General features: G+C 69.7%; 24 protein-coding genes. 10 read left to right on the plus strand and 14 right to left on the minus strand.

Annotated elements, in window-relative coordinates; genetic code table 11:
* The first annotated feature begins 94 nt into the window (after positions 1-94).
* Both BCL76_RS09880 and BCL76_RS09885 read left to right on the plus strand, forming a co-directional pair.
* On the plus strand, positions 95-490 hold the full coding sequence (locus BCL76_RS09880) for a DUF2267 domain-containing protein (protein ID WP_109779110.1): 396 nt from the start codon (positions 95-97) through the stop codon (positions 488-490).
* A gap of 54 nt (positions 491-544) precedes the next feature.
* The gene (locus BCL76_RS09885; protein ID WP_109779111.1) at positions 545-991 is read left to right on the plus strand and encodes a DUF2267 domain-containing protein; all 447 of its coding nucleotides are present in this window, start codon (positions 545-547) and stop codon (positions 989-991) included.
* Between the two features lie 76 nt (positions 992-1,067).
* On the opposite strand, the gene BCL76_RS09890 is transcribed toward BCL76_RS09885, so the two are convergent.
* Together BCL76_RS09890 and BCL76_RS09895 are read right to left on the minus strand one after the other, a co-directional pair.
* A complete protein-coding gene (locus BCL76_RS09890; RefSeq protein ID WP_109779112.1) occupies positions 1,068-1,241 on the minus strand; it encodes a CsbD family protein in 174 nt (57 codons plus the stop codon).
* A 220-nt stretch (positions 1,242-1,461) separates the two neighbouring features.
* Positions 1,462-1,677 (minus strand): hypothetical protein, encoded by a 216-nt coding sequence (locus tag BCL76_RS09895; protein WP_109779113.1) that lies wholly within the window; start codon positions 1,675-1,677, stop codon positions 1,462-1,464.
* Between the two features lie 1,254 nt (positions 1,678-2,931).
* Here BCL76_RS09895 and BCL76_RS09900 point away from each other — a divergent pair.
* Positions 2,932-3,270, plus strand: a complete 339-nt coding sequence (locus BCL76_RS09900; protein ID WP_109779114.1) for a MerR family transcriptional regulator — start codon at positions 2,932-2,934, stop codon at positions 3,268-3,270.
* A gap of 48 nt (positions 3,271-3,318) precedes the next feature.
* Here the strand turns inward: BCL76_RS09900 and BCL76_RS09905 are convergent, their stop codons facing one another.
* A complete protein-coding gene (locus BCL76_RS09905; protein ID WP_109779447.1) occupies positions 3,319-4,527 on the minus strand; it encodes a PP2C family protein-serine/threonine phosphatase in 1,209 nt (402 codons plus the stop codon).
* 509 nt (positions 4,528-5,036) lie between these two features.
* On the opposite strand from BCL76_RS09905, the gene BCL76_RS09910 reads away from it, so the two are divergent.
* Positions 5,037-5,396, plus strand: a complete 360-nt coding sequence (locus BCL76_RS09910; protein WP_109779115.1) for a hypothetical protein — start codon at positions 5,037-5,039, stop codon at positions 5,394-5,396.
* Positions 5,397-5,460: 64 nt separating this feature from the next.
* Here BCL76_RS09910 and trhA read toward each other — a convergent pair whose 3' ends face one another.
* Positions 5,461-6,246, minus strand: a complete 786-nt coding sequence (trhA, locus tag BCL76_RS09915; RefSeq protein WP_109779116.1) for a PAQR family membrane homeostasis protein TrhA — start codon at positions 6,244-6,246, stop codon at positions 5,461-5,463.
* 264 nt (positions 6,247-6,510) lie between these two features.
* Between trhA and BCL76_RS09920 the strand changes: the two genes are divergently transcribed.
* Positions 6,511-7,071: a hypothetical protein gene (locus BCL76_RS09920; protein ID WP_181382497.1), complete on the plus strand. Its 561-nt coding sequence runs from the start codon at positions 6,511-6,513 to the stop codon at positions 7,069-7,071.
* A gap of 163 nt (positions 7,072-7,234) precedes the next feature.
* On the opposite strand, the gene BCL76_RS09925 is transcribed toward BCL76_RS09920, so the two are convergent.
* The 3 genes from BCL76_RS09925 to BCL76_RS09935 all read right to left on the minus strand — a co-directional run bounded on the left by BCL76_RS09925 (position 7,235) and on the right by BCL76_RS09935 (position 9,079).
* Positions 7,235-8,359: a tyrosine-type recombinase/integrase gene (locus BCL76_RS09925; protein ID WP_109779117.1), complete on the minus strand. Its 1,125-nt coding sequence runs from the start codon at positions 8,357-8,359 to the stop codon at positions 7,235-7,237.
* A complete protein-coding gene (locus BCL76_RS09930) occupies positions 8,359-8,577 on the minus strand; it encodes an excisionase family DNA-binding protein (protein ID WP_109779118.1) in 219 nt (72 codons plus the stop codon). The genes BCL76_RS09925 and BCL76_RS09930 overlap by 1 nt, the downstream gene beginning before the upstream one ends.
* Positions 8,578-8,794: 217 nt before the next feature.
* The gene (locus tag BCL76_RS09935; RefSeq protein WP_109779119.1) at positions 8,795-9,079 is read right to left on the minus strand and encodes a helix-turn-helix domain-containing protein; all 285 of its coding nucleotides are present in this window, start codon (positions 9,077-9,079) and stop codon (positions 8,795-8,797) included.
* A gap of 271 nt (positions 9,080-9,350) precedes the next feature.
* Between BCL76_RS09935 and BCL76_RS09940 the strand changes: the two genes are divergently transcribed.
* The 4 genes from BCL76_RS09940 to BCL76_RS09955 all read left to right on the plus strand — a co-directional run bounded on the left by BCL76_RS09940 (position 9,351) and on the right by BCL76_RS09955 (position 14,294).
* On the plus strand, positions 9,351-10,613 hold the full coding sequence (locus BCL76_RS09940; protein WP_109779120.1) for a DUF3631 domain-containing protein: 1,263 nt from the start codon (positions 9,351-9,353) through the stop codon (positions 10,611-10,613).
* Positions 10,614-11,051: 438 nt separating this feature from the next.
* Positions 11,052-11,888, plus strand: a complete 837-nt coding sequence (locus BCL76_RS09945) for a DUF2637 domain-containing protein (RefSeq protein ID WP_258309500.1) — start codon at positions 11,052-11,054, stop codon at positions 11,886-11,888.
* A gap of 273 nt (positions 11,889-12,161) precedes the next feature.
* Complete coding sequence (mobC, locus tag BCL76_RS09950; protein ID WP_309136815.1) at positions 12,162-12,614, plus strand: plasmid mobilization relaxosome protein MobC; 453 nt, start codon at positions 12,162-12,164, stop codon at positions 12,612-12,614.
* On the plus strand, positions 12,615-14,294 hold the full coding sequence (locus tag BCL76_RS09955) for a relaxase/mobilization nuclease domain-containing protein (RefSeq protein ID WP_109779122.1): 1,680 nt from the start codon (positions 12,615-12,617) through the stop codon (positions 14,292-14,294). It abuts the gene before it with no gap.
* A gap of 130 nt (positions 14,295-14,424) precedes the next feature.
* Here the strand turns inward: BCL76_RS09955 and BCL76_RS09960 are convergent, their stop codons facing one another.
* The 6 genes from BCL76_RS09960 to BCL76_RS09980 form a co-directional block, all read right to left on the minus strand.
* Positions 14,425-14,862: an NUDIX hydrolase gene (locus tag BCL76_RS09960; RefSeq protein WP_109779123.1), complete on the minus strand. Its 438-nt coding sequence runs from the start codon at positions 14,860-14,862 to the stop codon at positions 14,425-14,427.
* A 57-nt stretch (positions 14,863-14,919) separates the two neighbouring features.
* On the minus strand, positions 14,920-15,777 hold the full coding sequence (locus tag BCL76_RS09965; protein ID WP_109779124.1) for a hypothetical protein: 858 nt from the start codon (positions 15,775-15,777) through the stop codon (positions 14,920-14,922).
* A complete protein-coding gene (locus BCL76_RS09970; RefSeq protein WP_109779125.1) occupies positions 15,758-16,651 on the minus strand; it encodes an aldo/keto reductase in 894 nt (297 codons plus the stop codon). Before BCL76_RS09970 ends, BCL76_RS09965 begins: the two co-directional genes overlap by 20 nt.
* The gene (locus tag BCL76_RS09975) at positions 16,648-17,832 is read right to left on the minus strand and encodes a cupin domain-containing protein (RefSeq protein WP_109779126.1); all 1,185 of its coding nucleotides are present in this window, start codon (positions 17,830-17,832) and stop codon (positions 16,648-16,650) included. Before BCL76_RS09975 ends, BCL76_RS09970 begins: the two co-directional genes overlap by 4 nt.
* 19 nt (positions 17,833-17,851) lie before the next feature.
* Positions 17,852-17,983, minus strand: coding sequence for a hypothetical protein (locus tag BCL76_RS39635; RefSeq protein WP_258054030.1), 132 nt, complete (start codon positions 17,981-17,983; stop codon positions 17,852-17,854).
* Between the two features lie 194 nt (positions 17,984-18,177).
* Positions 18,178-18,405, minus strand: coding sequence for a hypothetical protein (locus BCL76_RS09980; protein WP_109779127.1), 228 nt, complete (start codon positions 18,403-18,405; stop codon positions 18,178-18,180).
* Between the two features lie 235 nt (positions 18,406-18,640).
* Between BCL76_RS09980 and BCL76_RS09985 the strand changes: the two genes are divergently transcribed.
* Positions 18,641-19,924, plus strand: coding sequence for a helix-turn-helix domain-containing protein (locus BCL76_RS09985; protein ID WP_109779128.1), 1,284 nt, complete (start codon positions 18,641-18,643; stop codon positions 19,922-19,924).
* On the opposite strand, the gene cutA is transcribed toward BCL76_RS09985, so the two are convergent.
* Positions 19,921-20,238, minus strand: a complete 318-nt coding sequence (gene cutA / locus BCL76_RS09990) for a divalent-cation tolerance protein CutA (RefSeq protein WP_109779129.1) — start codon at positions 20,236-20,238, stop codon at positions 19,921-19,923. The genes BCL76_RS09985 and cutA overlap by 4 nt on opposite strands.
* Between the last annotated feature and the right edge of the window lie 575 nt (positions 20,239-20,813).

The following is a 20,813-nucleotide window of genomic DNA, read 5'->3' on the forward strand; positions in this document are numbered from 1 at the left end:
GCCCCACAGCGGCGGAGGACGGGGAACCGATCCCCCTCCGGCACCCCCGTCCTCCGCGCCCCTCGCCCCTTCACCCCTCCCCGGAGGTGACGTGATGTCGATACGCAGGGAGGCGTTCCTGGCCCACGTCCAGGAACGCGGCGAGTACACGACCCTGCTGGAAGCCGAACGGACGGCCCGCGTCGTCCTGGCCCTACTGGGCGCGCACCTGGTCGGCACCGTGCGGGCCGAACTCGCCGCCCGGCTCCCCGAGACGTACGCCCTGATCCTCCTCAATCCCCTACAGGCCGCCGAACCGCTCTCACCCGAACGCTTCGTCCGCGCGACCGCGGCCTGGATCGAAGGCGCCACCGAGAAGACAGCCCCGTGGGACATCGGTGCGGTCCTCTCCACCGTGGCCGCCGCGGCGGGTGACGTCCTCATGCGCGAGGTCCTGCTCCAGCTCCCGCCTGGCTACGACCTCCTCTTCGGCCACCCCCAGCCCACCTGACCGGCGCCGGCGGCCGGAACTCGAACCTTCGAAGAGAAAGGCAACCGCAGCACCATGTACGACCAGCCTCGACCGGACCGGCCCACCACCGCCATGACGTTCGACCAGATGCTGGAACGCGTCCGCTACGAGGGCGCCTACCCCACCCGTGAACGCGCGGAAGAGGCCGTCCGCACCGTGCTTGCCGCGCTCGGCCGGCAGGTCACCGGTGACGAGCGCGTCGACCTCGCCCAGTGCCTGCCCGTCGAAGCCGCCCTCACCCTGACCGCCCAGATCCCCGACATCGAACACCTCACCGGCTGGGGCTTCGTCAAGGACCTGGCCGCACGAACCGGCGTGAGCCCGGCCATCGCCCGTTGGGACACAGGCGCCGTACTCGCCACCGTCACCGTGCTCGCCGGACCCGACCTCCTTGCCCGCGTCCTCCATCGACTCCCCGACGACTACGCGCTCCTCTTCGGACAAGCGCAACTGCGCCGGCCTCAGCACGCCGCCGCCTGACCGGAACCGACTGCGCGCGGACACGCAAACGGGGCCGGGACCGCTCCTGCGGTCCCGGCCCCGTGCACACGAGCGGTCAGTGCTTGAAGGTGTCCTTGATCTTTTCCTTGGCCTCGCGGGCATCGCCCTTGGCCTGCTCCGCGCGGCCCTCCGCGGTCAGCCGCTCATTGCCCGTCAGGCGGCCAGCAGTCTCCTTGAGCTTGCCCTTGGCCTGCTCGCCCTTCGCCTCGGCCTTCTGCTCACCAGACACAGCTGATCACTCCCTGTTCGATGGAAAGGTCTTACAGAACCCCGTATGGCCTGCGGGGTCTCTCCTAAACAGACGGGCTGGCAATGGGGTGACGCTCGGGGCGAAGCGTTCGGCCATGGGCCAGCCGGCCTGGATGCCGCAGCGGTCCGCGCGGGGCCTCAAGGAGGTGACCGTGCCAGCGAGCCGGAGCGCGGTGGTGACTAGCCGAGCCGGGATCGTGTCAGGCCGGCCCGGTCAGGACGTGGCCGGCGTCGGGGAGCTCGTGGACGTGGGCGGCCGCGCCTTCCAGCGGCAGGAGAGGGAACAGGGGACAGTCGGCCGGGGTGTGGTCGTGGTCGACTTCCCACGTGGGCAGGGGTGCGGCGGGGGCGCAGTTGGTGGAGACGGCGTAGAGGTTGCCGAAGCAGCCCCGGCACACCAGTGCAGCGTGGTTCACGTGTGTACCTCCGGTTGAAACGACTCGGCTGCGCCATCCACGGAGCGGGCCTCCCCCGCCAGGTGGAGCTGGCGCAAGGTGCTTTCCGTCTCGCGCCTGAAGTGTTCGGTAGAGGCCAGACTCTGCCACAGCGGGTCGGGGAGGCAGGGGACGGTGGCGCCGCGGGCAGCCCATTCCTCGGCAAGCTGCGTGTACAGGGGTGTGCACTGATCCGGGGTTCCTCCGGGAATCCACCACGGGCGTGTGCCGGGCTACGGGAAGGCCTTCGGCGCGCTTGTTCCAGAAGACGGCCAACCGCTCTGCGCTTGCCGCTGCCGACCTGTCCGCCGCGGTTGGAGTCCGTCCAATGATCGTCCGTCACGTTAGTCAAAACGATTCTTCCCTCCTCCAGGACACCGTTTCCGGTGTGCGCGACGGTCTCGACCATTGCTCCGGCCCTCGACGAGGCACACAGTTGACCGCCCCAGCTGCTCCCTGTGCTGCGCTTCGACAGCTCCTAGGAGCCCGCGCGTTCGGAGTCGATTACCTTCTCGCCCGCCACGCGAAAATCTATGACGGCTGGAGTAGACATTGCGCGGTGGCGTGGTTATGGTTTCTCTCGTAGCCCAGAGAGACAGCAGGGCCTGGCAGAGACGAACTGCCGGGCAGCAGTATCCGCAGTTGCAGTGCGCAGGACGGTGCGGTGGTGGAGTTCCGAAGCCAGGGTTGTTGCAGGACGGCGACGGGGCTGACGATCGGACCGGGCGGCCCGCGGTGATCAGGGGCCGCCGTGAGCAGTACCAGCAGTTAACGCAGTGGCAGTACCCGTAAGTGCAGTACGCAGTACCCAGCAGTGAAGTAGTGAGCAGCACCTCGATGAAGGCGTCGGCTGCAGGCGCGCGCACCGGGAAGTTCGGCAGTGGGGTTCTAAGCCAGAGCAGACGCAGGACGGGCAACGGGGCTGGCTGCCGAAGAGTGGCGCTGACGCAGGCCACCAGCAGTAAGTAGTTGATCACCGAGGGAAGAACGGAGGAGCCGAGCACCATCAGGATCGCCCGGGCGGAAGTCTGAGTCCGGGTACCGCAGGACATCGATAGTGAGGTGGTCTCCGGTCAAGCAACCGCGATCCCCGCACTCCCGGCAGCGTGTCGGCCGGGTCGGCGGAAACACAGGGTCGGCGCAGTATCAGGGCCGACAGATGGTGTAGTAGTTCCTTCGGGGCCCTGGTGCCGTACGGCACCAGGGCCCCTCCATGCGTTCCATGAGAGAGGTTCAATGACAGCAGACGACTCGTTCGGCCGTCTCGACGACGACGATTACCCCGCCTACACCATGGGCCGGGCCGCGGAGATGCTCGGCACCACCCAGGGCTTTCTCCGTGCTATCGGCGAAGCCCGACTGATCACCCCGCTCCGCTCCGAGGGCGGTCACCGCCGCTACTCCCGCTACCAACTGCGCATCGCAGCCCGCGCCCGGGAACTCGTCGACCAGGGCACCCCCATCGAGGCCGCCTGCCGCATCATCATCCTCGAGGACCAGCTCGAGGAAGCCCAGCGCATCAACGCCGAATACCGCCGCGCCGCCGAATCAGCCGCGCCGCCGCCCTCGGCCTGAACCGAGCATGCCCGTCGACATCGGCGGGCCTCGGTCGTCGAAGGAGGGCTACTCGGGCGCGGACGCCTCCGCCAGGTCCGCCCCGGCCTCAGCACTGCGTGTGACCTGGTGGGTACCGTGCCAGTCCAGGCACATGACCGTCGCGTCGTCCTGGAGACGGCCGCCGTGGGCGTGAAGAATCTCCGCGACCAGAGCACGGGAGGCCTCGCGGGGGTGGAGATCGCCCGTGCGCACGATCAGGGAGGGCAGGTCGACCTCCACGGCGCGGCGCTCAAGCATGCCGTCAGTGAGCATCACGAGGCGGTCACCCGCTTGCAAGTCCAGCCGCTGCACCCGGTAGGGGCTACGCAGCTGGATACCGAAGGGGAGATCCACCTCGGGAACCACCTCCTCAACCCTCTCCTGTCTCAGGAGCAGCGGCCAAGGATGCCCCGCGTTGACGAACTGAGTGGTCCCGTCGAGCAAGCTGATGCGCAGCAGCTGCCCGGTGACGTAGCCCCGCCTACCATGGTCGATGACGGCCCGGTTGGCCTCCAAGGCCTGCACTTCGAGCTCGGCGCCGGCACGCCTGGCCCTGCGAAGGGCGCCCACTGCGAGGGTGGCGAGTAGCGCGGCTTCCACGTCGTGACCCATGGCATCGGTGACGGAGAGCTGCATGGTGTCGCGGTCTACGACGTAGTCGAAGGTGTCACCACCGACGTGCGTCGCCGGTTCCAGTGCTCCGGCGACCGTGAACTGAGCTGCTTCACATGCCAGTGAGGTGGGGAGGAGCCGGTGCTGGATCTCGGCCGCCAGGTTCAGGGGCCTCGTACGACGGCCCCACTGGTAGACGTCGGTGAAAGACCGGTTCGCGATAACGATGTAGGCCAGGGCATGCGCGGTCGCACCGATCTGCCTCATCGCGTCTTCGTCGGGGCGATCCGGTAGAAAGAGTTCGAGGAGGCCGATGGCGTCGCCGCGGTTGGTGACGGGCGCCACGACCCTGACCAAACTGTTGCTCTCCCGCTGGAGGGCTGGCCGCTGTGTGCGCAACACGTCCGCGTAGAGGGTGCCGGGCAGAGCGACGCGCTCAGGGGGCTCGTCGGACTCCACGCTGTCGGCTGCCCCGAGCCGCACCACTGACGACCCGGTGAAGTCGACGATCAGGAACGAAACCGCAGCAGCGTTCAGGCGGTCCCTGAGCATCCGTGCGACGACGTCCAGTGACTCGACGGGGGAGGCGGATTCCGCTGCCGCGAGCGTGCCCGCGAGGTCCATTTCCACCGACTGCTCGCCGCCGGCGCGCCCCTGATGGACGCCTGGATCTCGCTCCTCGGTTGGGGGCATGACCACTCCTCTCCTCCTCCGACACCGTGGGCCCGGCCCCTCCACGAGAACTGTTCCCTGACGCGCTTTCCGAGCGCCCGAGGCCTTACGGTCGGCCCCCACTGCCTCGTCGAGGCCATCCCGTCTGGGGTCGCAGCCTGTGACCACGGCCGGCACAGATCCGAGAAGCCCGCGGGGCCGACCGTCCTCAACCCTGCCCGAGGACCCGCACGCCAGGAGGCTGCTGCTGCCCGTGCGGGCCGCACTGCCTGACTGGTTCACCCGAACAGCAGGCATCGGCCCTACTCACGCACGCCGCCCGGCCACCGGCACAGCGCTCACGCCCGGAATCCTCTGAGGACCCGGTTGCGCGGCAAGCACCGGGGCATGGGGATGGACGAGTCAATCCGGCGGTGTGGCTGTGGCCGCCGCCTTCGGGCCGAGAGTGAGGAGACGGGGTTGTGAGCGGTGTGTGGATGTACGCACAGGACAGCGGCTACACGTCCCGGCAGTCACTGGTGGGGTTCACGGTTGAGGCGGCTGACGGAACCATCGGGCACGTGGACCGCCAGCAGGACCAGCCCGGCATGCAACATCTGGTCGTCGACACCGGCGTTTGGGTGTTCGGCAAAAGCATTCTGATCCCGGCCGGCGCCGTCGCCGGCATCGACGCCGAAACACGGACGGTAAAGGTGTCAGGGACCCGGGAAGAGATCAAAGCCGCTCCCCAGTTCACCACCGACAGCGAAACGGCTGACCACCGCTACCTGTCCGCCGTAGGCAACTACTACCTCTCCCTCCGCCGCCCCCTCGCACCCTGACCCGAAGCCAGCCGCCAACTCACCCGCCCAGGGCGACAGCAGCCCCGGCAAAGCATTGCCGTGCTCAGTAGACGGTGAAGGAGATGGCGATGTAGTGCGCGGTGAAGGCTGCCACGGTCAGGGCGTGGAAGACCTCGTGGAAGCCGAACCAGCGGGGCGAGGGGTCGGGGCGCTGAAGGGCGTAAACAACCGCGCCCGCACTGTAGAGAAGCCCGCCGGTCACGATCAAGGCGAGTACGGGCGCCCCACCACTGTCCAGGAAGTCGGGCAGGTAACGCACCGGTGCCCAGCCCAAGGCCAGGTAGCAGGGGGTGTACAGCCAGCGGGGAGCTCCGACCCACAGGACGCGGAAGGCGATGCCGGCCAGAGCGCCCGTCCACACGATCCACAGCAGGACGGACCGCTGGTCAGGGGGGAGAAGGAGCACGGCAAGCGGGGTACAGGTGCCGGCGATGATCAGGAAGATGTTGGCGTGGTCGAGGCGACGCAGAACGGCCTCACCGAGTGGTCCCCACGTGCCGAGGTGGTAGACGGCGCTCGTCCCGAACAGCATCCATGCGGTGACGGAGTACACGGAGCAGGCCAGGGTGGCGTGCGGTGTCCCCGCCAGGCAGATGAGGACGATGCCCGTGGCCAGCGATGCGGGGACCATTCCGGCGTGAAGCCAGCCTCGTAGCTTCGGCTTGATCGGCTCCACCAGATCGGCCGCTCGCTCGACCAGGTCGGCAACCGGGTGGGAGTCCTCGACTGCCTTGTCACGGTGCGATCCGGAGGGAGGACCACTTGCCTCGCATGCTCCGACCGTCGGTGCGGAAGACACACCGCCGGTTTCGACGTCGTCGCGGGACACTGCTTCCCTTCCTGCCTCGGACTGTTGGGCGTCACTGGCAACCACGTGCTCATGTTAGGAGCCTGCCAACAGGATCACTGCCCGAGGCCCGCATCGGACCACCGGGCTGGCAACGACGGACATGGGCTGTTCAGCCAGGCATGGTTCCGGTCCTGGAGGCCTGCCGCCAACTGAGGCCGTGGAAGTCGTGTAAGTCGGCGGGCCATGGGAACGATCAGGGCTTCCGAATGGGCCTCTCCGCTCTCCTACGTTCAAGGACCGCCGATGCTTCCCGAGTTCCGCTCCCTCGCATCCGCCCCCCTTTCCCACCAGCTGGAACAGCGACTGGGACTGGACCCACGCCTCGAAGCGGGCCGAATCGACGTGGAGCGCGTCGCCGACATCGCCGTCGTGGCGTCCGCCCACTCCGATGGGTACGCAGCCACCGCGCACCTCCTCGGACTGCTGGCCGCGCTCCCCGCTCCCACCGAGGCCGGAGAACGCTTCTGGTCGGACTTGTGGAGGTCCTCAGGCTCTCTCTACCTGCTGCCCGCCAACATTAAGACTTTCGTGCTGAGTTCTCTGGCCGGAGAAGGCACTGGTCTGGCCGGTCAGATCCTCTCGGCTGTCGACGAGATGACCCCGCCCCAGCGCATCGCAGCCGGAGAGGTGATCGGCCAGGCGCTCGCCGAATCCGACCACCTCCCCGACCTCAAGACGCAGGTCATCGGCGAGCTGTGGCTTCGGGATCTCGAACTCACCGCCTGGCGGGTCCTGCACGCGGACCACAAATCAGCTGATCCGGCTGAGCGGAATGCCTTCCTCGACGCATGGAGGCGTATCTGAGCGCCGGATTTCCTTTCGGCACAGCACGGCCGTAGACGGGCCATCTACGAGCGCCGCCGCTGCTGTTCGGGTCCATCGGCCCCCAGAGAGCCGGTGAGGGGAGGAAGGCGAAACGCTTCCCTCCCCTCACCCACCGATCGTCAAGCGCCCTTCGCCTGCCTCTTCACCGCTCCCTGACGCGGGCAGCGCGTACCCGGGCATCGATGCCCCCGGCGACCTCCTGCTGGCGTTCGTCGTCGGAGTGCTGGTAGATCATCGCGGCCTTCTCCGAGGACTGGCCGGCGCGGACCATCGTGTCCTTCAGCGTGGCGCCCGACTGCGTCGACAGGGTGTGGCCCGTGTGGCGCAGGTCGTAGAAGCGGAAGTCCTTCGGGAGGCCTACCTTCGCTCGGGCCTTGGCCCACTTGCGGCCGAAGGACGTGCGCCGGAACGGCGCTCCCTTCTCCCCCACGAACAGCAGCCCGTCGGGCTCCTTCTCCGCGAACCAGTCCAGGTGCCGCTTGACCTCCATGAAGAGGAAGGCCGGCAGGTGGATGGTGCGGACCCCCGCCGTGGACTTGGTGTCGCCCTTGACGCGGCGGCCGGTGTTCAGTTCCGGGGCCGCCTCGGTGATCCGCACGGCGAGAGGGTCCAGGGTGACCGAGGTCCGGCGCAGGGCCGCCTGTTCCTCCGGGCGCATCGGGCCGTAGGCGCAGAAGTAGACCATCAGTCGCCACCGCGGGCCCATGGCTTCGGCGAGGGCGTCGACCTGGGCGACGGTCGCAGTCGAGCGCTCCTTGGCCTGCTCGCTGCCCGCACCCCTGATGCGGCACGGGTTGCGGCGGATCAGCTCGTCGTCGGTCGCCGTCTCCATGATGGCCTTCAGCAGCCGGTAGGACTTGGCGACCGTCGTGCTGCCGGTGGCGGCCAGGCGTTCGGCCCGCCAGGTCCGTACGACCGGCGGGGTGATCTCGTCCAGGTCGAGGTCACCGAAGCCGGGGAGGACGTGGAGGCGCAGGAGGCGGCGGTACAGCTCGTCCGTGGTGGCGGCGAGGCCCCGCTCATCGACCCACTTCAGCGCGTACTCCTCGAAGTTGACCTTGCCCGCGTCGGGGTCGGTCCACAGGTTGCGCTGGATGTCGGCGTTGACGAGCGTGAGCCAGTCCTGTGCCTGGGTCTTCGTCTCGAAGGTCTCCGGGGCGGTGCGCCGGCTTCCGTCAGGTGCCCAGTAGCGGACCTGCCAACGGCCGGACGGGAGCTGGCGGGTGGTGCCGAATTCGCGCCGCCGCTGCGGCTTGCGGGCCGCCATCAGGCCGCCTTCCGGAAGCGGGAACGCGCTTCGCGGAGGGTGGGGACCGTGTGCGCGACGATGTACGCGGCCAGGACGCTCTCGGCGATACGGACGTGCTTGCCCACCTTCACGTAGCGGATGCGCCGCTCGGAAATGAGCCGACGGATGAAACGCACGCCGGTACCGAGGCGTTCCGCGACCTCATCGACGGCGAGGAGACGATCGCCAGAATTCACCTCCTCCCCGGCGTAGGTCCCACCGGCGATTCCATTTCCAATCTTCGCGCCCACCCCTTCAGGGGTGAGGGTTTTCCGGGCAGGGATTATCGGCGATCGACGCAAGGGTGTCCTCTCGTGAAATGGACATGGGTATGACACGGGCTGGATCGGTAGGTGCACCGACTGAACTCAATGGTCTGGAGAATCCCCGGTTTGGGAAACCGGGGATCGTCGCCTATATTGCGCCCAGCCCGGCCGCCTGGAGGCGTGCCGACGGGCTCCCGAGGAGTGCCCGAGGAGGCGTTCCGAGGGCTGCTGCGATGGCTACGAGGTCATCGACATCACAGCGACGGACGGTGCGCTCGATGCGGGAGAGCGCGGTGAAGGTCATGGGCCGGCCGAGGGCGCGGACGCGGGCGGCGAGCTGACGCTGGGAGTAGCCGCGGGCAACACGGGTGCGCTCGATGGCGCGGGCAGCTGACCGGCCTGCTGGGCCGATTTCAAGAGATCGCGGTGGCATTGGTGTGTTGTAACTTCCCGTGCGGCCCGATGGGAACCCTTTTCCTGTCTGCCGTGAGCGATGCGCCGACAGTCGGCGATGATTTCGCCAACCGGGATTCTGGGCCTACCGTTACGGGGCCGGAAAACCTTTTAGGAGTCTTAGAGCAAACTCTGGACTTCTGGGCCCGGGGTGTGGCTGTGTTGTCCACACCCCGGCCACGCCGGATTTCCCTGCCCAGTTTCCGAGAGGTGACCGCTAGCGCGGCGCCAACGAAGGAGCCGCCCCCTTGATGCCCAATACCCCCGACCCCGCCACGGCCCCGACGAAGGCGGTATGGCCGGCGGTCGCCGTCCCCGGCCAGCCCGGCACCCACCGCGCCCTCCCGGAGGCCGAAGTACCCGAGCCGAAGGCCCCGCCCGCTCCTCCCAGTTCCGGTCGCATCGGTCCCCGTACGCAGGGCGATCAGGTGCTGGCCGACCTGGCCGCGCAGATCGAGCGGTACGTGGTGCTGCCCAGCGCGGAGGCGCTCACGGCGGTGACGCTGTGGGTGGCGGCCACGCACCTGCAGAGGGTCTGGCAGCACGCGCCGCGCCTGGCGGTGGTCGGTCCGGCCAAGCGGTGCGGGAAGTCCCGCCTCCTCGACGTGATCACCGAGACGGTCCACGACCCGCTGATCACCGTGAACGCTTCGGCGGCGGCGATCTTCCGGTCGATCGGTGAGACGGATCCGCCGACCCTGCTGGTGGACGAGGTCGACACGATCTTCGGCTCGGCGAAGGTCGCGGAGAAGAACGAGGAGCTTCGGGGCCTGCTCAACGCGGGTTTCCAGAAGAGCCGTTACACGCTGCGTGTCGCCGGGCCGAACCACGAGGTGGTCCGCTTCCACACCTTCGCGATGGCCGCGCTCGCCGGCATCGGGGACCTGCCCGACACGATCATGGACCGGTCCGTGGTCATGCGGATGCGTCGCCGCAGGAATGGCGAGAAGGTCTCGGAGTTCCGAGCCTTCCGCGACACCCCCGCCCTGCACGCTGTACGCGACCAGCTCGCCGCGTGGCTACCCCCGCGCGGCAAGGAGGCGATCGCGCTGATGCCCGTCTCCATGCCGGTGGAGGACCGGGCCGCGGACACCTGGGAGCCGCTGGTCATCGTCGCCGACCTCGCCGGAGGCAACTGGCCCGAGCGGGCCCGCACCGCGTGCCGGGCGATGACCGCACACGAGGCCGCACTCGACCAGGACAACTCGCTGCACACCCGGATCCTGGTCGACATCCGGCGCGTCTTCGCCGCCTGCGACAACGCGGCGGCCCTGCCCACCAGGACCCTCCTCGCCATGCTCAACCGCGACGAGGAAGCACCGTGGGCCGGCCTCGGCACCCAGGGCGTGTGCCCGCGTCGCCTGCAGCTTCTCCTGAAGCCCTACGACATCAACTCCTCCACGCGCCGCTTCCCCGACGGGACCCAGGCCAAGGGCTTCACCCGCGCCCAGTTCGTGGACGCCTGGGACCGGTACTGCCCGCCCGAAGCCCCACCCGAGCCGTCCGGGGCCTGACCCGCCCCAACCCGTCCCACCCGTCCCACAAGCTGGCCGATCCACACCTACAACGCCGCACGCACCGGCCACAGTCCGGCCCCGAGGCCCCAAGCGCGCCCAGGGCCCTGACCCCCACCGACCCGTACCACTCGTATCAGCGCAGGTCAGAGCGGGGACGAGTCGTAAGGGCGGGACGGCTCCACCCGTACCTGCGCCCGCGCACAGGCCTTCGCCCCCGCCGGGACTCCCGCTGCCTCACCTGACCCTCCTGCACCCGTCCCACCTGTACCGGACGAGGCCAGCGCAGGGACACCTCTGGGCAGCTGGGACGAGTCCGACCCGTACCAGCACGCCACCCGTACCTGCCCTGACCAGGCACGGGACGAGTGGGACGAGTCCCGGCCCACCACAGCCACCCTCACCCATCGCCGCCGCACCACCCTGGGAGCACCACGCTTGACCTCGCCCGCCTTCTCCTTCTCCCCCGCCTCCTCCCCGGCTCGGCCCAGCCTGGCCGTGGCGATCCGTACCGGGGTCGCGCTCATGGCGCTCGGCGCGTTCGCCCTGTCATACGACGCCCTGCGTCAGATGGCCGCCGCCAGCCATGTCCACCCAGCCCTGACGTACGTCTTCCCGCTCCTCGTCGACGGCTTCATCGCCTTGGGAATCGGTGCGCTCCTCGTCCTGCACGCCGGACCCCTCCGCGCCCGCCTCTACGTGGCCTCGCTCGTGGCCCTCGCCACCGCCACGAGCATCTGGGCCAACGTGCTCCACGCCATCCGCCTCAACCAGCAGGCCCACCACAGCGGACTCCCGCTGGACGACATCACCGTGGGCGCCATCTCCGCCATCGCTCCGCTCGCACTGGCGGGCGCCGTCCACTTCTACCTCCTCGTCCAGCGCCAACCCGCCACCCGCCACAACACCGCACCCTCCGACGCCGCCACGCGCCACAAGGCTCAAGCTGTGCCTGAACCTCACCGGGAGCCGGCGGCCGAGGCTGCTGCGCCAAAGCCCGTGGAAGCAGGCCAAGACGTGGCCGAGCCCATGCGGAAACAAGAGGCGGAAATCGACACCCCGCCCAACGGCACGGGACGCAAGCCCAGCGCCACCTTGGAGCAGGCCGTCGAGATAGGCCGCACTGCGCAGCGCGGGCGCGGCGGACACGCCTCCCGCCGCCACATCGAGGACGCCATCCGCAGCAAGGGCTTCACCGTCAACAAGGACCTTGCCGAGGAGGCCAAGGACATCCTCCAGTCCGAACTGGACGAGCGCCCCGCCTCCGTGCAGTGAGCCGCCTCGGCCCACCCACACCGGTACCTCGGGTGGGCCGGCCCCCCTCCCCTTCACCCACCCGCCCGTAACGAGAGGCCCCGCATGCCCGACCCGCACACGCCAGACCGCACCCTCCACCAGCCGCCCAACACCGGGACCACAGCCCCAGACCAGGCAGCAAGGTATGGCGTTGGACCGTCCAAGGGCCGGTCCAACACCGCCTCCGCCCCGGGGGTGGCGGAGGCGGGGCTCCGGCGCGAGGGCGCACCGGAGGGGGAAGGGAGCGCCGCCGTGCCCGTACGCGCCGCCGACGAAGCCGCGCTGTACCGCGTCGCCCGCCGCCGTGCCCGTGACACCGAGCAGCGCAAGATGCGCGTCGACGTCCGTTACAGCCTCGACGAGCACACCGCGATCACCGCCGAGGCCCGCCGCCTGAACCTGGCCGGCGCGCGCCTCGTCGGCGCCATCGTCATGGCCCACCTGGAAGGCGACCTCACCCTGCCCGACCAGCGCACCAGCCACGACGACCTGATCGACGAGCTGGCCGCCCTGCGCACCGAGGTCGCCAGGATCGGCTCCAATGTCAACCAGATCGCCCACAAGCTCAACGCAGGCGGCCATCCACACTCTGGGGACACCGCCGTCCTCTCGGAAGCAGGATGGGTCCTCGGCCTGGCCCGCGAGACCGCCACATCGATCGATGTGGCGGCGGACAAGGCCGCCACGTTCAAGAAGGCGGCCTGATTGATCGCGAAGATCGGCAAGGCCGGCGCCAGCACTCACGGTGTACTGCGCTACCTCTACGGGGCGGGACGCGCCAACGAGCACACCGACCCCCACCTGGTGGCGTCTTGGGACGGCTTCGCCCCGGACCCCGGCCGCGACGAGGCCGCCACACTCGCCCAGCTCGCCACCGCCCTCGACCTGCGCGTGAAGCAGGCCGGCGACCAAGCCCCCGACAAGCACGTCTGGCACTGCTCGGTCCGGGCCGCCCCGGAGGACCGGATCCTGTCGGACGAAGACTGGGCGGTGATCGCCCGCCGCGTCCTGAACGCCACCGGCATCGCGCCCGCCGGCGACCCCGACGCCTGCCGCTGGGTCGCCGTCCGCCACGCCGACGACCACATCCACATCGTCGCCACCAAGGTCCGCGGCGACCTCACCCCGGCCCGTCACTGGAACGACCGCCCGCGCGCCGACAAGGAACTCGTCGCCATAGAGGAGGAGTACGGCCTGCGACAGGTCCCACGCGGTGACCGCACCGCAGCCCGGCGTCCCACCCGCGCCGAGCAGGAGAAGGCCCGCCGCACCGGCCGTACGGTCACGCCGGCAGAGAGGCTGCGCACCACCGTCCGCACGGCCGTGGCAGCTGCCACCGACACCGAGGAGTTCTTCACCATCGTCCGCGGCACGGGCGTCCTGGTAAACGTCCTGCACTTCCCGTCCGGCGACATCCGCGGCTACAAGGTCGCCCTCCCCGACGACACCAACGCCAAGGGCGAGCCCATCTGGTTCTCCGGCTCCACCCTCGCCCCCGACCTCTCCTACCCCAGGATCAGCGAACGCCTCGCACCCACCCGATCCGCCCCCGCGGACCAGCCCAGCCGTCGTCGTACGGCCTGGCAGCAGGTCACCGACGCGGCCACCCGCATCCCCGAGATCCTCGCCCAGGCCGACGACACCACAGCCCAGGCCCACATCACCGTGCTCGCCGAAACCCTCGACGCACTGCCCCTGATCGCTCCCGCCGACTACAAGCACCAGCTTGCCCAAGCAGCCACCGCCTTCGAGCGCGCCAGCCGTTCCCGCATCCGCGCCCACCCCCAGCAGGCCCAGGCCACACGGCGGGCGGTCAAGGCGATCGTTCGCGAGCCCGCCCCCAAGGACGGAGCCGTTCTCGCGATCCTCCTCGACGCCATCCTCCTGGCCGTCGTCGCAACACAGCACTGGCACCACACCCGCCACCACGACCAGCAAGCCGAAGCCGCCCGTCAGACAGCCGAGCACCTACGCAACACCTACCTGGCAGGCACCATCCAGCCCCTGGCAGTCGTCCACGAGCGCGGCCTCCACCTCGCCGTCTCGGTTGTGCAGCGGCAGGGCGTCATCGTCCGTCATGCCCTCCCGGACTTGGCCGACCAGATCCTTGCCGAGCCCGCTTGGCCTGCACTCGCCGCGACCCTTGCCGACGCAGAGATCGCCGGCCTCGCCCCCGCAACCCTGCTCGCCGATGCCGCCCGCCACCGCGAGCTCGACACCGCCACCTCGATCAGCGACGTCCTGACCTGGCGCCTGCACCGCCTTGTCCACGCAACGGGTGAGGGGCCCGCTCGCCCAGACTCCGGCAGCACCACCCGCCGGGGCCCGAGCGCAGCTGCCCCCGGGCCCTCGCGGCAGCAACCGCCCCGCCGAAGCAGCAGGTAGCCCGAAGGCTGCCACGGTCACTGGCGGCCTCCATGTTCCTTTGGGGAACACCTGCGGTGTTCCCCAAAGGAACATCCGGGTTGTTCCCCGAAGGAACAAGGCGCATCCCGCTGTCCGCTCCGCCGAGGGGCTAAGCAGCGGGCTCCTCCGCCAGGGTGCCGTCGCTGGTGGCGCCCCGCAGAACGTGGGCGATCTCCTCGGGCTTGAGGTCGATGCCGCCGAGCCCTTCCACGGTCAGAGGGATCTGCTCCAGCGCGTATTCGCCGCGGCCCTCGGCGCTGAACTCGGGACCGGTGCGGTCCTCGAAGGACCAGGTCGCGATGCGGGCGAGGTAGAAGAGCTGGCGCTCGTCGTCGGACTCCAGTGTGTGGAGGAGGCGGACGATGTCGGCCTTCCCCGCGATCTCCTCGTGGATCTCCCGATGGAGGGCGGCTTCCCTGGACTCGTCGCTGGGCTCGACGCCGCCACCAGGCAGCACCCAGTACTCCGGGATCTCCGGCTTGGTGCGGCGGATGACCAGCATCGTGTCGTCAGCGGTGACGAGAACGGCGCGAACCCGTTCGATCATTTCCTCATGCCTTCTTGCTTGTTGGCGGTCTTACCCCAGCGACGTGAAGTGTGGACATCAGGAAGCGTTCGAGCCGGTCTCGGCGACTGGAGGAAGAACCCCCGTTAATCCCTCCGCGCGCTGGCGCAGCAGTGGCGCCAGCTCCACGTACCAGCCGCGGCCGACGGCTTGGAGCATTTCGGCGAGGGCGATCTGTTCGCCGATCCGGCCGGCGGGGGTGTCGAGGACGTCGGCGAATTCGGTGCGGATGCGTTCGGCGACTGCGGGGACGCGGAGGCTGTTGACGTAGAGCATGGCCGGGTCGTAGCCGACGGGGACGGCGCCCCAGCGTTCCCAGTCGAGGATGACGAGGGGGTGGTGGGTGAGGTTGGCCCACTGGAGGTCGGCGTGGCCGGTGACGCGGTCGGTGATGGCCGGCGCGGGGATGCCGAGGAATTCGGGGAACACGCGGTCCGCCCAGGACTGGCGGATGGTCTCGCGGGGCGGCTCGGCGCTGCTGAGGGCGTCCAGGCTCTCCCGCAGCGCCGTCCACCAGGAGTTCGGGAGTTCCGGGTCCTCCGTGAGGTCGGGGGTTTCGGGGGAGATGACGGGCTGGGCGATGTAGTCGATCAGCTCGGCCTCGAAGACGTAGTCCCCGCCCTCCCACCGGTACAGGTCGTGGAGGTGGGGGCGGGACACCTTGTCCGAGACCCGTTCCTCGGCGAGCGCGATGCCCTCGTTCCGGGTGGTGGGGGTCTTTGCGGCCTCGCCGCAGTGGACCCGGAGCCAGTGGCCGCTCTCGGTACGGGAGCCGATGGTGCGGCCGAGCCACCCCCAGGACAGCGGCCCCCTCGGCGCGGTGGCCAGGTGCGAGGAGGCAGTGGCGAGGGCGGCCTCCATGCGGGCCCTGGTGGTCTCATCCTTGGGCGAGTACATCGGTGACCCTCCTGAGCTGGTCCGGTTCGAGCGGGGAGGCGATGGCCTCCTTGGCGGCCTTCCAGTGCTGCGGCGTACTGGCGGACAGCAGTACCACGTCGAGGCTCGGGCAGGACGCCGCAGCCAGGAGGCAAGCGGCGGCCGGGCTGCTGCCGGGGCGGATGAAGTCGGCGAGTTCGGGTGTGGCCAGGTCCAGGAGTTCACCGCCGTGCAGGGGCGAGGAGCCGAAGGTGAGCAGGCCGGCCGCGCGGGCCTGGACCAGCGGGCCCCGCCCGTCGAGGGCGAGCGCGATCGGGCGGGCCATGACGAGACTGACCGGCTGTTGGACGGCACCGAGGTGGTGTTCACCCGATCCGGCTGCCTGCTTGGCCAGACCGAGGAGTTCGGGGACGGTGAATGCCTCGTGCTGGAAGCCGGACCAGGTGGCCACTCCGTATCCGGCGATGCGGCCCGCGGTGGCGTACTCCTCCAGTACGGACAACACGTCGCGCAACCGTGCGTGCAGCACCGCACGGTCGGCGTGACCTTGCTCGGGGTTGTGGACGAACACGATGTCGGCGCGGCCCAGGGCCGCCAGCGAGCGATCGGTCTGCCATCTGGCGAAACCGGGGTGGAGGCTGTGGCCGGCGGCGGCTTCGGCAGGTGTGAGGACCCCGGCCGCCACCGCGGCCTCGCCTTCCAGCCGGGTGAAGAACCCAGTCTTCGTCGCGACCATCACGCGGGGGTGGTCGGTGATGACCGGGCCGAGTGTCTGCTGAGCCATGCCGTAGTTGGGTGCGGTGTCCAGCCACACCAACCCGTCGGAGCACACGGTGCGCGCCGCCTCCTCGACAGCGCGCACCCGGTACGTCCCGAGCCCGAGTGCGGCGGTCACCTGGTCGCCCCGATGACGGCGGCGGCCTGCCCGCCGACCAAGGCCGAGACGACCTCGGCGCACTGGCCGACGGTGAGTCCGGATTCGGCGGCCAGGTCCCCGAGCGTGATCGGCTGCCCAGCGGCGAGGCGGCGTAGCAAGGGCGCGGCCGGTGCCGCGAAGGTCCACTCGCGGCCGGCGCCGGAGAAGGTCACCGTCTCGGCGTCCTGGTCCACCCGGGACCGGGGCACAGTGCCCTGCACGGTGATCCCGGGCTCGGGCGGAACGGTCGTCAGGTACGGCAGGGAAAGGCGCGGCCGGCCCGGGTGCGTGGTGTCCAGCGACCTCTCCCACCTGTCCAGGACCGCCGGATCCTCCAGGGCGGCCAGCACCTCCTTGCGTACGGCGCCCAGGTAGTCCGAACGCTCCTCGGGGGTGCTGAAGCGGGGGACGTCGGAGCGGACGGTTGCGCTGGCCCGGAGGTCGTCGCACAGCCACCCGAGGAACTCGGCACCAGTCTGCGTGGCCAGCCCGAAGGTGAGGTGGAGTGATGCGGTGCCCTGGTCGGCGCTCACCGCGTGCCACCAGCCGCGCGGCAGGTAGAGCGCATCGCCGGCCGTCAGGACGATGTCCTCGATCGGCTCGCCCGTCGGGGCCTCGGGGGCTTCGACGTCGCGCCAGGCCGGGGCCTGTCGGGTGGGGCCGAAGATCTTCCACCGCTTGGAGCCTTCGAGCTGGAGGACCACGACGTCGTGGTCGTCCCAGTGGGTACCGAACCCTTCCTCGGCCGTCCAGGAGGCGTACGCGTTGGCCTGGACGGGCGTCCGGAAGAACCGTTCGAGGCCGGCGGCGGCTTCCCGGACGGGCGGGTGGATCTGGTCGATCGCATCGATGACGAGGGAGGCACCCTCGGCGAGGCGTGCGTGGAATTCGGCGGGCTGGGGCTGGTACCAGGACACCCCGCGCCGGTTCGTGCGCAAGACGGAATACGCGGTCGCGGGTACGGCCTCCCCGGCGCGGGAGAGCCGCATGCGGGGAGGCTCCAACCGGTGTGCGGCAACGATCTCGTTGATGTCGTCCCAGGTCAGCAGAGCGGGGACGGCGGTGTCGGCAGAGCGGATCACTGCGTGGACGCGGAAACACGTCTGGGCGAGGAACGTGTCCCCGCCCAGACGCTGCGCCCACGATGCGGAATCAATCACCGTGGGTCTCCTCGGTCGATCAGGTGTCGTTCATGTCCGACTTGCCGCCGGTGTTGTCGGACGCCTCTTCGGCGCGCGACCGTGCCGCGTTGATGCGGCGGACACCGATCAGCAGGCCACTGGCCTGCTCGGTGGGAGCGTTCTCGTTCATCCCGTACTCCTTCCTGGTCCTGATGGGGCCCGCAGGGGTTCCTGCAGGAAATCTGGGTGTGGTGCCGGGCGGGGGCCCGCGGGGTCAGCGCCCGGGATCACCTGCGACGGCCAGGGCGACCACGAGAGCGCTGACGGACGCGACGTAGAGCAGGACGGCCAGCTGCTGGCGCCAGCCCCACGAGGTTCTGCGGTTCAGCCGCGCTCCAAGCTGGAGGGGTCCTTGACGACCCACTCCATGCCGCCGCCCTCGGGCCGGGCGAAGACGGCGTTCGCGTACGAGACCCGGCTGGCCGGGTCCTCGTACTCGCCGATGAACTGGACGATGCCCCGCCGGTTCTCCAGCGGATCGAAGACCGGCGTTCCTTCGCTGACCCAGCCGGGCACGGTCTGTCGCTGACGCGGACGGATCTGAGGGGCCACGGCTCTCTCCTCGGTCTCGGGCTGGCGCTTGGCTCCGGGGACGCAGCGGGCCGCAGGTGCGACATGGGGTACGGCCTTGCGGCCCGCTGCGAGGGGGAGGCCACCTTCCCTGGCGGCTGTAACCAGTCAACTGCCGTACGCGTTTGGACGGATGGGCCAGACGGCATGGCCATTCCGGGGACATGGCCAGGTTTTATGGCCACGCTGGAATCCGGGCTCTGCGAACGGTCGGGGGATGGCGATGATGACCACGAACGAGGGCGACGGCGTGGAACCGATCGGGCCGCTGTTGCGGCGCCTGCGGATGGCTGGCGGGCGCACGCAGGAAGGCCTGGCGGCCGATCTCTCCGCCCGACGGGGGTACCCGCTGGAGCAGGGCGCGGTCTCCAGGTGGGAGACCCACGAACGGCTGCCGGACCCGGCTTCGCGGTCCCTGCTGGCCGCGGAGTTCGGCGTACCGGAGGAGGTACTGCGCCGGGCCGTGGCTCTCGCACGGCGCCTTCGCCGCCAAGAGCAGAGGAACCAGACCGACCAGGAGAACGAAGTGTTCGACCGCCGCGGATTCATGACGGCTTCGGCCGGCGCCGGGATCGCCGTCATACAGCCCTCTTCGCTGCTCTCGTCAGGACGGAGGATCGGAGCGGACGTACCACGGCAGTTGAGTCAGCGCACCGCCCGACTCCGGCGCCTGGACGACTTCGTGGGCGGCGGAGACACCTACCAGATGTACGTCCGGGAGCTGGAGGCCACGACCCGGCTGGCCGACGAAGGGGTCTACAGCGAGGCGACCGGCCGGGGCCTACGCGGCATCATCGCCGAACAGGCCCAGCTCGCCGGATGGGCGGCCTACGACGCAGGCCAGTACGAGGAGGCCCGCGGGCACTACATGACTGCCCTGGCCGCATCCCGCGCCGCCGAGGACAACGCCTTGGAAGGCAACTCGCTGGCCTTCCTCGCGTATCTGGAATGGACCGCGGGCGGCAACGCCGGTATCCGGTTCGCCACGGCCGCGTACGAGGCGCTCGGGTCGGGGACTGCACCCGTCGTACGGGCACTGCTGGCGGACCGGCTGGCCTGGCAGCACGCGACCTCGGGGAACGCCCGGGAGGCGGACTACGCCCTGGGCCTCGCCGAGGAGGCCATCCACGAGCCCGGCGACGGGCCGGGCCCCGACTGGGCGTACTGGGTGGACCGCGACGAGATCGCGATCATGACGGGCAGGTGCTGGTCGGAACTGCACCGGCCCCTGCGGGCGATCCCAGCGCTGGAGGACGCCCTGGGCCGGTACGACGACTCCCGATCCCGCGACAAGGCGCTCTACCTGTCGTGGCTCGCGGCGGCCTACCTGGACGCCGGCGAGATCGAGCACGCGACAGCGATCACGACCCGGGTGTTCGACCTCTCCGAGGGACTCGCCTCGATCCGGCCGATGGTGCGGGCCCGCCTGATGGCCAAGCGACTGGAGCCCCACCGGTCGCTGGCCCCCGTCAGCGCGCTGCTGGAGCGGGCCAAAGGCTAGCGAGTGGCCCGGGTGATCCAGTCCAGGTACTCGGCACGGCCGGCGTCGATCGCGAACGCGATGACCTCAGGCGAGTCGTAGGGATGGTTGTCCACCAGGTGCTTCTCCAGCGCCTCGCGCCGGTCACCGGCCGTACGGAAGGTCACCTGGAACTCGGTGCCCTCGCAGACCTCGCCGAGATGCCGGTACGTCGTCTCGATGGGCCCGGTCACCTGCCCGGAAGCGGCCAGATTCGCCCCCACTGCCGAGCGCGACAGCTTCCGCGCGGCGTCCTGATTGTCCACGGTCGTGATCACGATCAAGAAATCAGCCATGGGTGCAACGTACCCGGCCCCGGCCACGCGCCTGGATGGAAGGATGTGGACCGGCGGAACTTCACCGTCGCATCCAGCAGATACGCCGTGTCCGCGCCTGGCCTGCCCGACGTGGCTGCCGTGCGGCGGTTGACCACTTCCAGCCCCGCTCGGCCGACTGCTTGCGCGAGCAATCCCGAACGCCGGGCACCCACCAGTGGCGACGGATTGCGGACACGCTGCAGGCCTCGCACCGCCGGTGGGGCAGCCCCACGAAGGCCGTGCCCCAACCGTGCCCTTAAGCACGGTCAACAGCGGTCAGAACCGGAGTGGAGAGACCCCTCGAAACCCACCGCGAAGAACGGATTCCCGCAGGTCAGACGGCGCATGGGTGCGATCCGCGCCATAGATTCCCAAGCTTATAGCGCGGGTTCGATTCCCGTCATCCGCTCCATAACAAAGCCCCAGGTCATCAACCTGGGGCTTTTGTGTTGCCTAGACCTCTCTACCCCTCCCGTGCCAGATCCGTGCCAGATGCCTTGGCACGCATGGCCTGCACCCGGGCATCGATCCCGGCGGCGACTTCGCGCTGTCGC

Origin of the sequence: Streptomyces sp. CG 926, from assembly GCF_003148825.1 — a bacterium.
In the GTDB taxonomy this organism is placed as follows: Bacteria; Actinomycetota; Actinomycetes; order Streptomycetales; family Streptomycetaceae; genus Streptomyces.